This window comes from Streptosporangium oxazolinicum (assembly GCF_039537505.1).
GTDB classification, from domain to species: domain Bacteria; phylum Actinomycetota; class Actinomycetes; order Streptosporangiales; family Streptosporangiaceae; genus Streptosporangium; species Streptosporangium oxazolinicum.
The window spans coordinates 272,906-287,399 of record NZ_BAABAQ010000013.1; the positions used below are offsets into that span (position 1 = coordinate 272,906).

At 73.2% G+C, this 14,494-nt stretch carries 14 protein-coding genes and 1 pseudogene; 6 read left to right on the plus strand and 9 right to left on the minus strand.

Annotated elements, in window-relative coordinates:
• Positions 1 to 2: 2 nt before the first annotated feature.
• Entirely contained in the window at positions 3 to 1,241 is a 1,239-nt protein-coding gene (locus ABD817_RS30810; RefSeq protein ID WP_344921754.1) for an RNA polymerase sigma factor, read from the plus strand.
• Positions 1,242 to 1,298: 57 nt separating this feature from the next.
• Here the strand turns inward: ABD817_RS30810 and ABD817_RS30815 are convergent.
• Together ABD817_RS30815 and ABD817_RS30820 are read right to left on the minus strand one after the other, a co-directional pair.
• Positions 1,299 to 1,418 (minus strand): annotated as a pseudogene (locus ABD817_RS30815) (hypothetical protein); the annotation flags it as partial.
• A 30-nt stretch (positions 1,419 to 1,448) separates the two neighbouring features.
• On the minus strand, positions 1,449 to 2,669 hold the full coding sequence (locus tag ABD817_RS30820; RefSeq protein ID WP_344921755.1) for a cytochrome P450 family protein: 1,221 nt from the start codon (positions 2,667 to 2,669) through the stop codon (positions 1,449 to 1,451).
• Positions 2,670 to 2,772: 103 nt separating this feature from the next.
• Between ABD817_RS30820 and ABD817_RS30825 the strand changes: the two genes are divergently transcribed.
• Positions 2,773 to 3,909 (plus strand): TetR/AcrR family transcriptional regulator, encoded by a 1,137-nt coding sequence (locus ABD817_RS30825; RefSeq protein ID WP_344921837.1) that lies wholly within the window; start codon positions 2,773 to 2,775, stop codon positions 3,907 to 3,909.
• Positions 3,910 to 4,033: 124 nt separating this feature from the next.
• Here the strand turns inward: ABD817_RS30825 and ABD817_RS30830 are convergent, their stop codons facing one another.
• Together ABD817_RS30830 and ABD817_RS30835 are read right to left on the minus strand one after the other, a co-directional pair.
• On the minus strand, positions 4,034 to 4,759 hold the full coding sequence (locus ABD817_RS30830; RefSeq protein ID WP_344921756.1) for a phosphonatase-like hydrolase: 726 nt from the start codon (positions 4,757 to 4,759) through the stop codon (positions 4,034 to 4,036).
• Positions 4,750 to 5,517, minus strand: a complete 768-nt coding sequence (locus ABD817_RS30835; RefSeq protein ID WP_344921757.1) for a GntR family transcriptional regulator — start codon at positions 5,515 to 5,517, stop codon at positions 4,750 to 4,752. The genes ABD817_RS30830 and ABD817_RS30835 overlap by 10 nt, the downstream gene beginning before the upstream one ends.
• A gap of 144 nt (positions 5,518 to 5,661) precedes the next feature.
• On the opposite strand from ABD817_RS30835, the gene ABD817_RS30840 reads away from it, so the two are divergent.
• The 3 genes from ABD817_RS30840 to ABD817_RS30850 all read left to right on the plus strand — a co-directional run bounded on the left by ABD817_RS30840 (position 5,662) and on the right by ABD817_RS30850 (position 8,099).
• Positions 5,662 to 6,801, plus strand: a complete 1,140-nt coding sequence (locus ABD817_RS30840) for a TIGR03364 family FAD-dependent oxidoreductase (protein ID WP_344921758.1) — start codon at positions 5,662 to 5,664, stop codon at positions 6,799 to 6,801.
• A gap of 107 nt (positions 6,802 to 6,908) precedes the next feature.
• Positions 6,909 to 7,085: a hypothetical protein gene (locus ABD817_RS30845; RefSeq protein ID WP_344921759.1), complete on the plus strand. Its 177-nt coding sequence runs from the start codon at positions 6,909 to 6,911 to the stop codon at positions 7,083 to 7,085.
• A gap of 279 nt (positions 7,086 to 7,364) precedes the next feature.
• Positions 7,365 to 8,099, plus strand: a complete 735-nt coding sequence (locus ABD817_RS30850) for a sensor histidine kinase (RefSeq protein ID WP_344921760.1) — start codon at positions 7,365 to 7,367, stop codon at positions 8,097 to 8,099.
• 138 nt (positions 8,100 to 8,237) lie between these two features.
• On the opposite strand, the gene ABD817_RS30855 is transcribed toward ABD817_RS30850, so the two are convergent.
• Positions 8,238 to 9,359: an alpha-D-ribose 1-methylphosphonate 5-triphosphate diphosphatase gene (locus ABD817_RS30855; RefSeq protein ID WP_344921761.1), complete on the minus strand. Its 1,122-nt coding sequence runs from the start codon at positions 9,357 to 9,359 to the stop codon at positions 8,238 to 8,240.
• 47 nt (positions 9,360 to 9,406) lie between these two features.
• On the opposite strand from ABD817_RS30855, the gene ABD817_RS30860 reads away from it, so the two are divergent.
• Positions 9,407 to 10,126: a GntR family transcriptional regulator gene (locus ABD817_RS30860; protein ID WP_344921762.1), complete on the plus strand. Its 720-nt coding sequence runs from the start codon at positions 9,407 to 9,409 to the stop codon at positions 10,124 to 10,126.
• Positions 10,127 to 10,131: 5 nt separating this feature from the next.
• Here the strand turns inward: ABD817_RS30860 and ABD817_RS30865 are convergent, their stop codons facing one another.
• The 4 genes from ABD817_RS30865 to ABD817_RS30880 are packed head-to-tail and all read right to left on the minus strand — an operon-like array spanning position 10,132 to position 14,481.
• A complete protein-coding gene (locus ABD817_RS30865; protein WP_344921764.1) occupies positions 10,132 to 11,196 on the minus strand; it encodes a zinc-binding dehydrogenase in 1,065 nt (354 codons plus the stop codon).
• Entirely contained in the window at positions 11,172 to 12,767 is a 1,596-nt protein-coding gene (gene phnE, locus ABD817_RS30870; protein ID WP_344921765.1) for a phosphonate ABC transporter, permease protein PhnE, read from the minus strand. The genes ABD817_RS30865 and phnE overlap by 25 nt, the downstream gene beginning before the upstream one ends.
• The gene (gene phnC / locus ABD817_RS30875) at positions 12,764 to 13,546 is read right to left on the minus strand and encodes a phosphonate ABC transporter ATP-binding protein (RefSeq protein ID WP_344921766.1); all 783 of its coding nucleotides are present in this window, start codon (positions 13,544 to 13,546) and stop codon (positions 12,764 to 12,766) included. The genes phnE and phnC overlap by 4 nt, the downstream gene beginning before the upstream one ends.
• Positions 13,534 to 14,481: a phosphate/phosphite/phosphonate ABC transporter substrate-binding protein gene (locus ABD817_RS30880; RefSeq protein WP_344921767.1), complete on the minus strand. Its 948-nt coding sequence runs from the start codon at positions 14,479 to 14,481 to the stop codon at positions 13,534 to 13,536. Before ABD817_RS30880 ends, phnC begins: the two co-directional genes overlap by 13 nt.
• Between the last annotated feature and the right edge of the window lie 13 nt (positions 14,482 to 14,494).

A 14,494-nucleotide genomic window follows, 5' to 3' on the forward strand; every position in this document is an offset into this window, starting at 1 on the left:
CCGTGCCCGAGACCGAGGTCGAGGACCTGCTGCGCCGGCTGGCGCCGCAGGTCCTCGGCGCGGTGGTACGACGCTACGGGCACTTCGACACCGCTGACGACGCGACGCAGGAGGCGCTCCTCGCCGCCGCCACGCGGTGGCCGAAGGACGGCCTGCCGGACAACCCGCTGGGCTGGCTGATCACGGTCGCCGCGCGCAGGCTGACCGACCTGCTGCGCGCCGAGCAGGCGCGCCGGCGCCGCGAGGACACCGTCGCCCGATGGACGCCGCCCGGCCAGTGGTCGGCGCCCGCCGCCGAGTCCGACGACACGCTCGTCCTGCTGTTCATGTGCTGTCACCCCTCGCTGTCGCCGGCCTCGCAGATCGCCCTCACCCTGCGGGCGGTCGGCGGCCTGACCACCGCGGAGATCGCGCGGGCGTTCCTCGTGCCGGAGGCGACCATGACCCGGCGCATCACCCGGGCCAAGCGCAGCGTCAAGGACAGCGGCGTCCCCTTCGCCGTCCCTTCGCCGCCCGAGCGCGACGGACGGCTCGGCGCGGTGCTGCACGTGCTCTACCTGATCTTCAACGAGGGGTACGCCAGCACCTCGGGGCCGGACCTGCAGCGTGTCGAGCTGTCGGCGGAGGCGATCCGGCTGACCCGGACGCTCCACCGGCTGCTGCCCGGCGACGGCGAGGTGACGGGACTGCTCGCGCTGATGGTGCTCACCGACGCGCGCCGCCCGGCGCGCACCGGGCCGGACGGCTCCCTGATCCCGATGGCCGAGCAGGACCGGAGCCGGTGGGACGCCGCCGCCGTCGCCGAGGGCGTGGCGCTCATCACCGACGCGCTCCCCCGGGGGCCGGCCGGCCCGTACCAGCTCCAGGCGGCGATCGCCGCGGTCCACGACGAGGCGCCGAGCGCCGAGGCGACCGACTGGCCGCAGATCATCGCGTTGTACGAGCTGCTGATGCGGATCTCCGACAACCCGATGGTGGCGCTGAACCACGTCGTCGCGGTGGCGATGGCCCGCGGCCCGCATGCCGGGCTCGACCTGCTCGATCCGCTCGCGGCCGACGGGCGGATCGCCGGTGACCACCGGCTGCACGCGGTCCGCGCGCACCTGCTGGAGATGGCCGGTGACCAGGTGGCGGCGCGTGACTGCTACCGGGAGGCGGCCCGGCGCGCGACCGGCCTCCCGCAGCGGCGCTACCTCCACGCCAGGGCGGCACGCCTGGCGGACGGGCAAGCCGGACCCTGAGGAGTCGCGAGGGCCGGAGGACTCGCTGAACTCCCTGGCGATGAGCTCGTCACAGATGTAGGTACCACCGTGCCCCGCGATGAGCCTCATCACCTGCTTCTGGCCCTTCCCGCGGAACGCGCACCTCAGCGGGTCACCACATTCACCGGTGCGTGTCGTGGGGAAACGCCTCCTCAGCGGTCGTACGGGGCGGGAGGCCGGGAGGGGTCAGGAGAGGGTCACGAGCAGTGACGCCAGGCGCCAGGTGCCCGGGTCGGGGGCGCGCCCGGCGTTCCCCGGGGCCATGGCCAGGGCCGGGAAGCGGCGCAGCAGTTCCGTGAGCGCGACCTCGGTCTGTACGCGGGCCAGCGAGGCGCCGAGGCAGAAGTGCGGCCCGTGGGCGAAGCCGAGGTGTCCGGCCGCCCCGGTGCTCCGGCCCAGGTCGAGCAGGTCGGGGGCGGCGAACGCGCGCGGGTCGCGGTTGGCGGCGGCGATCGCGGCGGTGACGGGCTCGCCCTTGCGGACCAGCGTGCCGTGCAGCTCGACGTCCTCGCGCGCGTAGCGGGGGATCGACAGCAGCGTCGGGCCGCCCCAGCGCGTCAGCTCCTCGACGGCGCGTGGCATGAGCCCGGCGTCCTCGCGCAGCGCGGCGGCCTGGCCGGGGTGGGTGAGCAGGACCTCCACGGCGTTGGCGATGAGGTTCGTGGGCGTCTGCCCCGCCAGGACCAGGTGCCAGACCATGGTGACCAGCTCGGTGTCGCTGAGCCGGTCGCCGTCGTCGGCCTGGGCGCGGATGAGGTCCGACAGCAGGTCGTCACCGGGTTCGGCGCGCCGGCGCGCGACCGCCGCCTTGGCGCCCTCCATGATGGCCGGGATGGCCTCGGCGAACTCCTTGCCCATGCTCCCCACGACGGTGGCGCCGTACTCGCGCCAGCGCGGGCGGTCGGCGCCGGGGATGCCGACCAGCTCGCAGATGACGTCCATCGGCAGCGGCCGGGCGAAGTGCCCCAGCAGGTCCACCACGCCGTGCTCGGCGCGGTCGGGCAGGCCGTCCAGCAGGGCGCCGACGATCGGCTCGATCCTCGGCCGGAACTCGGCGGCGCGGCGGGCGCTGAAGGCGGGCGCCACCAGCCGGCGCAGCCGCAGGTGCTCGGGCCCGTTCATCTCGCTCATGGTCCGCATGTAGGGCAGGCAGTCCTCGGGCACGTCGGGCCGCATGAAGCTGCCGGCGTTGATCTCGAACCGCGGATCGCTCAGCATCGCCCTGGCGTCCTCGTGCCGGGTGAGAGCCAGCATCGGGCCGAAGCCGGGGGCCACCAGCCGCGCCAGCGGCGAGAGCTCCCTGACGCGCCCGTACGCGGCGAAGGGGTCGCGCAGCACCTCGGCGTCGGTGAGGTGGATCTCGGGGACCTCGGGAGCGCCGCTCACGTCCTGGTCGACAGCCGTCATGAATCCTCCAGAATTTCAGATGTTCTAAACAGATGCTCTTATCATCTGAGTGGTCACGGTATCTTGGATCACGATGGACGGCAACGTCGCGACGAGGAGGACGATGGGCCGGCTCAGCAGAGCGCAGTTGCAGGAACACAACCGCGCCAAGGTGCTGGCCGCGGCCGTGGAGGAGTTCGCCGAGCGCGGTTTCCGCGACGCCAAGATCGACGCCATCGCCGAGCGCGCCGGGCTCACCCGCGGCGCGGTCTACTCCAACTTCCCCGGCAAGCGGGCCCTGTACCTCACGGTCCTGGCCGACCTCGCCGAGCGCGCCGAGCCGCCAAATCCGGAGCCGAGCCTCACCCCCCGCGAGGCGCTCGCCTCGCTCGCCCGCGCCTGGCTGGCCCGCCTCCCCCTGACCACCGACGAGCGCTACGGCCTGGCCAGGATCGGGATGGACCTGATGCCCGAGATCCTCGCCGACGAACGGATCCGGCTGCCGTTCGCGCAACTGATGAAGCTCGACGCGATCCTGCTCGGGCTCGCCCTGGAGCGCCTGCGCCCACCCGCCACGGCCGACGGCCGCCTGGTACGCGTGGCCGAGGCCGCGCTCACCACCCTGCACGGCGCGAACCAGATGGCCGCCGCCGCCCCCGGCTTCACCGATCCCTTCACCATCGTCAGCGCCTGCGAGCGACTCGCCGACCTCGACCTCGACGACAGGTGGCCGTCCACGCCCTGGATCCCGCGGGCGCGACCCGCCGACGAGCCGTGGTCCCCGCCGCCGGCGCTGGACGCTGTGCGCGGCGAGCCCGCCCGGCTCACCGGCGACGGCGTGGTGGCGATCCTCGGGCTGCACCGGCTCGAAGCCGCCGAGGAGGCGGTACGGGCCGCACCGGCGGGTGCCACGATAACCGCCGTCCTGGTCACCGGTGACCCTGGCGAGCTGGCACCACTGGCGCGGCTGGCCGTCGCCGACCTCTGCGGCTGCCTGCGCCAGGCCTTCCCGCCCTCGGCGTGGCCGCGTCTGCAGGTGGTGCTCGACCCCTCGGGCACTCTCGCCGCGGCGGCCGGTGTCCTGGCCGTCAGCGACGCGACCGAGGCCGCCGTCCGCGTGGAGGCGGGCCGGATCGTCGTACGCGCCGACGGCCGTGGCGCGTGCCACACGGCCGCCTCGTCGCGGACGGCGGCCTCGGCGGAGGGTAAGACGGAGAGCGGGCGGCCCGCGCCGATGCGGCCTTCGGCGCCGGGACGCTGAGGACCGGGTGCCGCCATACCTGTTCTGACCTGGGACAGTCTCGCGGAGCAATCGAACAACCAACAGGGTAGGAAAGGAAGAGGAGCGGCTCACGCCGCTCCTCTTCTGCTTCCGGCCGGGGTTCCTACAGCAGCGACGGGAGGCTGGCCACGGATTCCAGCAGGTGGGTGTGGCGGTGGCCGCCCAGATCGGCCGCGCCGGCCGCGCCGGTGAGGACGCCGACGACGAAGCCCGCTCCCGCGTTACGGCCCGCGGCGAGGTCGTTCGGGGTGTCGCCGGCGACGAGGACCCGGCCGACCTCGGTGACACGTACGAGTTCCATGGCGCGGAAGACGAGGTAGGGCGCGGGGCGGCTGAGCGGGACGTCGTCGTTGGCGACGAGGCCGTCGACGGTCTCCCCCACGGTCCAGCCCAGGGCGTCGAGGATGGATTCGGCGATGTCGCGGGAGTAGCCGGTCTGCAGGACGACCTTGACGCCCGCCGCGCGCAGCTCGCCGATGGCCTCGGCGGCACCGGGGATCGCCGTCGGCGGCGTCGCGGCGTAGGCGGCGGTCAGGCGTTCGACGAAACCGGCGTAGACCTCGGCCACCGTCTCCGCGGGGGCCGAGCCGTCGAGGTCGGTGAGCAGGCCCGCGATGGCCTCGTCCTTGCTCGTGCCGGTCCAGCGGTGCAGCACGTCGCCGGGGACGGGCCGTCCCAGGCGCGCTTCGACGGCCTCGGCCACCGCCCGGTAGACGGCGCCGCCTTCCTGCACGGTGGTGCCGGCCATGTCGAGCGCCGCGAGCTCGAAGACGGGCGGTCGCTTCTCTTCGGCTCCGCCGGGCACGGGGGGCGCTGCTATCACGGCCATGGGTTTCCTCCGGGGTCGAACATGTCACGGACGACGGCGAGTCGCTGTGTCCGGGCGTTGGCGATGGTGAAGGTCACGCGGTCGGGGCGGTACCGGTCGTCGGCGTACTCCACGGGACGGCCTTCGCGGGTCGTGGCGGTGCGGCGCTCGCGCAGCAGCGGGCCGCCCGCCTCGATCTCCAGCAGGACGGCGTCGGCGGCGGGCGCCGAGATGGCGTCGATCGTGTGGGTGGCCGTCGCGAGATCCGCGCCCCGGGCGGTCAGGCCGGTGTAGATGGATCCGGCGTCGAGGTCGAACTGGAACAGCAGCATGCCGAGGTCGAGAACGAACGAGCTGCGCTCCAGCATGACGGGCCGGTCGTCGATCAGGCGCAGGCGCAGCACGTCCACGACGTGGTCACCCGGGTCCAGGCCGAGTGCGGCGGCCGTCGCCTCGGAGGCCCCGCGGCGGGCGATCTCCAAGGTGCGCTGGCCGGGACGGTGGCCCAGTTGCTCGGCCCACGCGGTGAATGACAGGAAGGTCTCGAACGGCTGGCCCATCGGCGCGCACCGGACCACCGGCGACTGGCCCTGGCGGCCCTCGATGAGGCCCTCGTTGCGCAGCGCCGCCAGCGCCTGCCGGACCGTCCCCCGGGAGGTGTTGAACTCCTCGACGAGCTGAGCCTCGGACGGCAGCGGCCCGCCGACGGACAGGGTGCCCGCGACGATCCGGTCGCGCAGGGTCCCGGCGATCTTGGCGTGCATGGATTCCGGCGACATGAGCTGACCATACAAGTGCCAGTGCGGCGAGTGTCAATCGGTCGAGATTTCCATATATTTCCAGGTGAACAGTGTCTTAATTTGTCTATACAAGCTCCTCCGCTCGATTGACGGGCGGCGCTCTCCGGGGAGAGCCTTCTCGTCGTGACCCGCCTCCCGGAGCCGACAGCGCTCCCTGTTTCCCCGGTCGACCTCCTCGTGGTCGGCGCGGGCGTCGTCGGCCTCGCCCACGCCGTCGAAGCGGTCCTGCGCGGCCTGTCGGTCGTCGTCGTGGAACGCGACGCGTTCGCGGTGGGCGCCTCGGTGCGCAACTTCGGGCACATCTGCACGACCGCACAGGACGGGCTCGCGCTCACCTACGCCCTCGCGGCCCGGGAACGCTGGCTGTGGCTCGCCGGGGAGGCCGGGTTCACCGCGCTGGAATGCGGGACCACGGTGGTCGCCCGCAGGCCTGACGAGATGGCCGTCCTGGCGGAGTTCGCCGCCGCTCGCGGGGCCGAGCAGGCGGTGCTGCTGGACCGCTCGGGTGTGGCCGCGCACCTGCCCGCGCACGATCCCGAGATCGTGGGCGGCGCCTACCTGCCGCTCGACCTGCGGGTCGACCCGAGGGAGGCGATCCCGGCCCTGGCCGCCTGGCTGGCCGCGCGGGGTGTGCCGATCCTGTGGCGGACCAACGTGCTGTCGGTCGAGCCCGGCCTGGCCCGTACCGCCCGGGGTGATGTGCGCGCCGCCCGGACCGTCATCGCGGTCGGGCACGACGTCGACCGGCTCCTGCCGGAGGTCGCCGACGACGCCGGACTGACCCGGTGCCGTCTGCAGATGCTGCAGGTCGCCGCGCCCGGTGGCGTGCGGGTGGGACCGGGCGTGCTGACCGGGCTCTCCCTGCTGCGCTACGCCGGGTTCGCCTCCCTCCCGGCGGCCGAACCCGTCCGCGACCGGATCGGGCAGGAGGCGCCGGAACTCATCGACGCCGCTGTCAACCTGATGTTCACCCAGCGCCCCGACGGCGACCTCGTCCTCGGCGACACCCACCACTACGCGCCGACCCACGAGCCGTTCGACGACGAGAGGCTCGCCGAGCTCGTCCTGCGCGAGGGGGCCCGGCTGCTCGGCGTCCCCGAACTGCACGTACGCAAGCGCTGGCGGGGCGTGTACGCCTCGGCCGGCACCGACTTCCTCGACCGGGAGGTGGCCGACGGCGTCCGCGTCGTCTCCGTCACCTCCGGCATCGGGATGACGACGGCCCACGGGCTGGCCGCCGCCGTCCTCGACTCCCTCACCTGACCTCACCCTCTTCACCTCGACAAGGAACCCCTCACAGGCGCTGCTCGCGCTGACGTACGGCAAGGTCGACGCGGCCGAGATCAACACTCCGCAGCGAGTCCACCGCCGTGGCGGCGGTGCTGCACCAGCCGGAACTGGCCCGCCACCACGCCGACCGGATCGTCGGGCTGCGCGACGGCCGGACCGTCTTCTCCGGCCCGGCCGGTGAGATTCCCCAGGAGCAGATCTCGGCCCTGTACGTGGCGGACGAACCCGCCGGCACCGTCCTTACTCCGTCTATGTGAGATATGGCCGGTCGACGGCAACCGTGAGACACGGTGGAGTCGAATTACCGGATGGCAGAGGTTTTACGCTCTCCGCAGAGAGATCTCCGAGCCGGAGCGATCATCCAGATGGGCAAGACGTCGGCCGAGCGTCGCCGGGTCCTGGACGCCATGCCGATGCGGACTCGAACGCAAGATTTCGATCACCCGCAACAGGTCAAGAGCGGGAGAAACAAGGACATGACGGATCTACGAGAATGCGTCAGAGAGCTGGACAAACTTGAAGACACCATAACCGGTATGCGGTGCCGGCTGAGCCGGGAGATCCGCCGGCAGCGCCGGTTCGCCGCCGACGCCTCCCACGAGCTGCGTACTCCCATCGCGGGCCTGCGCGTCTCTCTCGAAGAGGCCGCGCGCCACCCCAAGGACACCGACCTGGAGAACCTCCTCTCGCACGCGTTGAGCAACGTCGACCGGTTGCAGGCGATCGTGACCGACCTGTTCGTTCTCGCAGAGCTGGAGGCGAGCACGAGCATCGGCGAATACAAGACGGTCGACCTGGCCAAGATCATTCAGGGGCAGGTCTACCGGCGGAAGGACAAACACAAGATCAGCCTGCGGTGCCGGCCCGGAATCCTGGTGGAGGCCGCTCCAGAGAAGATCAGCCGAATGCTCGCCGAGTTGCTCGACAACGCCCAGCGCCACGCCGAACACCTCGTGGAGGTCGAACTCACCCACGATTCCCGTCACGCCGTCCTGACCGTCGCCGACGACGGACGAGGCATCCCCGAAGCCGACAGGCAGCGCGTCTTCGACCGGTTCATCCGGCTGGACGAGGCCCGCTCACGCGATCTCGGCGGCACCGGCCTGGGCTTGACGATCGCCCACGACATAGCCACAGCCCACGCTGGCACGATCCACGTCGAGGACTCCACGCTGGGCGGCGCCTGCTTCGTCGTCCAGCTGCCCCTGGCCGACCCGGCCGTACCCACATCCTCGATCGGCGTATCGAGCAACGGCCGTCGCGGCGGCTGACCAACCTGCTCGCGATCTCTCTTTCAAAGCCGTCTCGACAGCCGGATCAGAAGGGATACTCAGCCGCGTCGGGGAGTTCGATGTCTGCGAAGGGGTGCGGGCCGGCGGGCGGGTGGGACGACGCCGTCGGCGGGGCTGTCAGAAGCCGAAGGCCGGTTCTCCCGCGATCCACGTCTGGGTGGCGACGGGGAGGCCGGCCTTTCGCGTGACGGCGACGAGGTCGGCGCGCGCTCCGGGCCGCAGCACGCCCCGGTCGGTCAGCCCGGCGGCGCGGGCCGGGCCCGCGGTGGCCAGGCCGACGGAGGTGGCCAGGTCGCACAGCCCGGCGTCGGCGAGGCAGTAGATCGCGCCGAGCAGGCTGGGCGGGTGGTAGTCGGAGGTGAGCGCGCCCAGGTGCCCGGCCGCCAGGGTGTCGCGCGCGGACAGGTTGCCCGCGACGTGGCTGCCGCCGCGCATCGCGTTGGGCGCGCCCATCACCACGGTCAGGCCGAGCTCGTGGGCGCGGTGCGCGGCCCCGGCGGTGACGGGAAACTCGGCGATCACGGCGCCCAGGGCGTGCGCCTGCGCGGCGCGGCCGGGGGTGTCGTCGTCGTGGGAGGCGAGGGCGAGGCCGTACGCCACGGCCAGGGCGGCCAGGTCCTTTCTGGTGGCGTCGGTGTGCGGCTGGCGCGCGCGGCGTCCGGCCAGCAGAGCGTCGAGATCGGGTTCACCGGTGCCGGCGTAGTAGGCGCGCCAGTCGGCCTCGCGCCGGAACTGGCCCTGGCCGGGAGTGTGGTCCATGTACGACAACATCCCGGCGCGCGGTAGCGCGGCCAGTTCGGCGACGACGTCCAGGCGGCGCATCGTGGCCTCGACGCGCAGGTGGGTGCGGTGGTCGGCGCGCAGTCCCCCGGCGGCGGCGACGATCGCGGCGGCCTCGGCGGCCTCGTCCAGGGTGCGGCCCGCCGTGGTGTCGTCCTGGAGGGCGAGGCAGGTGAAGTGGGTGGTGATCCCCCACGACACGACCTCGGTGTCGAGCATGACAAGGGCCTGGCCGAGCGGGAAGCGCGCCGACGGGCGCGGCCGGGCGCGCTGGTACCAGCAGTCGGAGTGGAGGTCGACGAGGCCGGGCAGCAGGTCGTGGTCGCCCAGATCGGTGACGGGGCCGCCCGGCGGCTCGGCCGTCACCGAGGTGATGACGCCGTCCTCGACGCGCACGTGGCCGGGTGACAGCTCCGCCTCACCGGTGAGGACGCGGCGGGCGCGCAACGTGAAGGTCATGTCGGTGCCCTTTCGCTGGGTCGGGGCCGTGGTCCATCATCGGGACCGTGGCCGTGACGAGATACCGGGACATCGCCGAGCAGCTCGTCGGCGAGATCGCGGGGCTGCCCGCAGGCACCCGGATCGAGGGGGAATACGAGATCGCCGCCCGGTTCGGCGTGGGCCGCGCGGCGGCCCGCGCCGCCCTGCAGGAGCTGGAGCGCCGCATGCTGGTGCGCCGCGTGCAGGGGCTGGGCACCTTCACCTCGCGCCGCATCGACTACCGCATCTCCCCCGCCGAGGCGCCCTCGTGGAGCCGCATGGTGCGGGCGTCGGGGGCGGTGCCGCGTACCGTCGTGCGCTCGTGTTCGGTCGTGCCGATGCCCGCCGAGGTGGCCGCCCTGCTCAAGATGCCCGAGGGCGTGCCCTGTCACCGGCTGCACCGGCGGTCGTTCACCGATGACGTGCCCGCCGCGTACGGAACCGAGTGGGTACCGGTGTCGGTGGTGCCGGAGCTGGCGCAGGCGCTTCGCTCGTTCGACTCGCTGGACGTGATCCTTCGCGGCAGCACCGGCGCGCTCCCGCGACGGGCCTGGACCCGGGCGAGCATGGCCCCGATCGACCCGGAGGTGGCCGCCGAGCTGGGCAGCCGCACGGGCGACCCGGCGTGGCTCGTGGAGAGCCTCAACGACGACGCCGGTTCCGGGCGGCTGCTTTGCTTCACTCAGCGGTGGATGCGCGCGGACGCCGTACGGGTGCTGCTGGAGACGGGGCCGCCGCCCGGCTGACTCTCTCACGGGGCGACCGAGGCGCGCGGGGCGCGGCCGGGGCCCGCGCCGAGGGCCGACGCGGTGGCCGACAGCGGCACCGGCTCCGCGACGAGGTCGCCCCACGGGCGGGTGGCGGCGGTGCGGGCCAGGAAGGTGATCGCGTCGGCCAGGTGGTGCGACTCGTAGTTGTGCACGCCGGTGACGGTCAGCCAGTTGCGCACCACGCGCTCGGGGTCGACGGCGACGGCCGGCCCCGGGGCCACCGACCCGGCCAGAACCAGCACGCCGCCGACGTCGAGGGCGGCCAGGCCGCTCGCCACCGCCCCGGCGGCCCCGGAGAACTCCAGCGCCACGTCAGCGGTCGGAGGCGGCTCGTCGGGGGTGCCGGCGCGGGTCGCGCCGAACGCGGCGGCCAGACGCAGCCGGTCGGCGTCCAGGTCGACGGCGGTGATCTCGGCGGCACCGGCCTCGGCGGCCATGGCCATGGCGGTCAGGCCGAGCATGCCCGCGCCACTGACCAGCACCCGCCGCCCGGTCAGCGGCCCGGCCGCGGCGATCGCGGCGGCCATCACGGCGGCGACGGTCGCGGTCGCGCACCCGGCGGGCGCGGCCACCGCGTCGGGCAACTCCCGGGGGGCCGCCACGATCGGCATGCCCGTCGGCAGATGGACGTGGGTGGCGTAGCAGCCGAACAGCTCGCCGCCCTCGTACGGCTCGTGGCCGATCTTGCGGGCCCGGCGGCACTTGGCGGCGCGCCCGGCGCGGCAGCGGTCGCAGTCGCCGCAGCTCACGACGACGCCCCATACGACGCGGTCGCCGAGAACCAGCGGCTCCCCCGCCACGGTGACCGCACCCGGCCCGGCGGCGACGACCTCCCCGACGCCCTCGTGGCCGAGCACCCCGGGCGCGGGCCCGGGACGGCGGCCCGACACGGTGTGCAGGTCGCTGCCGCACACGGTCGCGAGCCGTACGCGGACCAGCGTCTCGCCGGGGCCCGGCTCGGGCAGCGGCACTCGCCGCTCCTCGAAGCCGGCGCCGCCGGTCCACACCTGGACCCGCGCCGTCACAGGACCTGTGCCCTGACCCATCCCGAGAACCTTTCCACGAGGAGCACGACGCCGAAAACGATCAGCACGATCGCGCCCGCGAATTCAAAGTTGAGAGTACGGATCGCCTCAAACAGCAGGAAACCCACCCCGCCCGCTCCGACGATGCCGAGGATCGTCGAGGTGCGGATGTTGACGTCCAGCAGATAGAGCGACGAGCCGATGACCGCCGGGGTGGCCTGCGGCACGACGGCCGCCAGCAACCGCTGCCACCACCCGCCGCCCACGGCCCTGATCGCCTCCGCCGGCCCCGGGTCGATCTCCTCGGCGGCGTCGGCGACGAGCTTGCCCAGGAACCCGATCGACCCGACGGCGAGCGCGCTCGCCCCCGCCAGCGGCCCGAGTCCGAGCGCGGCGACGAACACCACGGCGAGCACCAGTTCCGGGATCGCGCGCACGCCGAGGACGACCGCCCGCGCGGCCCAGTAGATCGTGGGGTTCGGGGCCACGTTGCGGGCGGCCAGCAGGCCGAGCGGCACCGACAGCACCACCCCGGCGGCGGTCGCCACCACGCCGATCGCCAGCGTCTCGGCGATGGCGGCGGCCAGTTCCCAGCCGAGCAGGGTGAAGTCGGGCGGCAGCAGCCGTCCGGCGACCTCGACGACGTCGCCGAACTTCGTCCACAGCTCCCGGGGGTCGATGTCCAGGCGCACCACGGCGTACCCGACGGCGACGGCGAGCAGTGCCGCGACCGCGGCACGGGTCGCGCGCCCGGCCGACCACGGGGCGGTGACCCGCACCGGGTCGCGCGGCGCGGCGGGCCCGGAGGCGGGGTCGAGCAGCACCCGGCGCAGCCCGATCGACAGCAGCTCCATCGCGGCGATGACCAGCAAGATCACCCCGACGATGCCCAGCGCCTTGTCGTAGACGAGACCGCGCAGCGCGTCTTGGAGGGCGAAGCCGATGCCGCCCGCGCCGACGAAGCCGAGCACCACGGAGGTGCGCAGGTTGATGTCCACCCGGTAGACGAACATGGCGATCCACGAGGGCACGACCTGCGGCAGCACGCCCGCCACCCGTTCCCTGACGGGCCCGGCGCCGGTGCTGCGGATCGCCTCACGCGGCCCCGGATCGCTCTGCTCGATCGCGTCGGCGAACACCTTGCCGAGCATGCCGATCGAGTGCAGCCCCAGCGCGAGCACGCCCGGCAGCACGCCGATGCCGAGCGCCCGTACCAGCAGTACGGCGAACACCAGGTCGGGCACCGCCCGGAAGAAGGTGATCACGGCCCGCGCGACGCCGTGGACGACCCGGTTCGGCGTGGTGTTGGCCGCCGCCAAGAACGCCAGCGGCACCGAGAGCACCGTGGCCAGGACGGTGCCCAGCAGCGCGATGAGCAGCGTGTCGAGCGCCAGGCCGGCCACCCGCCCCAGGTCGGGGATGGCCGGCGGCCACATCCGCGCCAGCAGCCCGGACACCGCCGAGGCCCCATCGGTCAGCGCCTCGAACGTGGCGTCGATGTGCAGCGCGGCGGCGACCGTGGCGACGACGGCGGCTGCGGCGGCGACGCGCAGCCGCAGCCGTTCCCGCGTCAGCGGCGGGGTGATCGTCATACGGGTTCCACCCTGCGGTAGACGTCCATGACGTCGGCGCGGTCCATTCCGGCGGCGGGCCGGTCGAGCACCTTGCGGCCCTGGTTGAGGCCGACCAGGCGGTGCGCCCAGCCGAGCGCCAGGTCCACCTGGTGCAGCGTGCACACGACCGTCAGGCCCTCCTCGGCGCAGACGCGCACCAGCAGATCCATCACCGATCCGGCGTTCTCCGGGTCGAGCGAGGCGACCGGCTCGTCGGCCAGCAGCACCCGGGGCCGCTGCATGAGCGTGCGCGCGATGGCCACCCGCTGCTGCTGGCCGCCCGACAGGGTGCCGGCCCGCTGGAAGGCCCGGTCGGCGAGCCCGACCCGGTCCAAGCAGGCCAGCGCCTCACGGCGCAGATTCTGTCCGTACGAACGGACGCCGTAGCGGGGCAGGCGCAGGCGGCCGAGCGCGCCGGTGAGCACGTTCTCCACGCAGGAGAGGCGGCCGACGAGGTTGAACGCCTGGAACACGAACCCCACCTGGGTCCGCAACCGCCGCAGCTCCGCCTCGGGGGCGGCGTGCACGCGCGTGCCGAGGACCTCCACCTCGCCCGCCGACACCGGATGCAGGCCGTTCAGGCAGCGCAGCAGTGTCGACTTGCCCGAGCCCGACAGGCCGAGCAGCACGACGAACTCGCCCGGTGCGACGCTCAGCGACACGTCGTCCACGGCGACCAGGTCGCCGAAACGCCGGGTGAGCCCGCGGACGGCGATCACGTCCGCGGGCTCCTCCGGCGTGACGGTCAGCCCTTGCACTTGTCCGACTTCGTGACGGCGCAGACCTCGCGCACCCCGTCGTAGTCGGCGTCGGCGGCCGGGACGACCCCCCAGGCGTCCTCGTCGGTGATCAGGCACTCGCCCTCGCACAGCCGCTGCGACAGCAGGTGGTCGGCGTTCGCCTTCTTCGTCATCACCTGGGTGAGCGTGGCCAGCGCGGCCGGGCCGAGGTCGGTGCGCGCGGCGAACAGCGAACCGGCGATGGTCTCGGACTTCCACACCTGCTTCAGGTCGCCGGCTTTCAGCTCGCCCTTCTCCGGCAGCGTCTTGTCGACCATCGACTCCATCGCGAAGCCGGCCTCGCAGTCGCCGTTCTTGATGGCCAGCGCCGAGGCGTCGTGGCCGCCCGCGTATACGGGCTTGAGGCCCGCCGTCAGGTCGGCCTCGACCGACGACTTGATCACGCCGGCGCTGATCAGGCCCGCCGACGGGTAGAGGAAGCCGCTGGTGGAGCCCGGGTCGACGAAGCAGACGCTTTTGCCGGCGAAATCCTTCAGGTCGTTGATCGCGGTGTTGGAGCCCTGGGTGAGCCCGTAGGAGTGGTATCCGGCGGGCTGCCCCTTGGCGGCGGTCACCGCGCCGAGCGGCTGGATCTTCGCGCCGTTGGTGGTGGCGATGACGTACGCGAACGGGCCGAAGAAGGCGATGTCGACGTTGCCGGCGATCATGCCCTCGACGACGCCCGCGTAGTCGCTGGCCTGCTTGAACTCGACCGTCGCGCCGGTCTCCTTCTCCAGCAGCTTGATCAGCGGTTCGTAGCCGGCCTTGAGGTCGGTGGAGTTCTCGGCCGGGATGGCGGCCAGGACGAGCGTTTCGGGCATGCCCTCGGCCCGGGAGGTGGCGTCGGACGCGCCGCACGCGGCCGTCAGCGCCAGCAGGGCGCCCACGGCGAGGGAGGTACGCAGCAATGACATGGTGGTTCGCTTT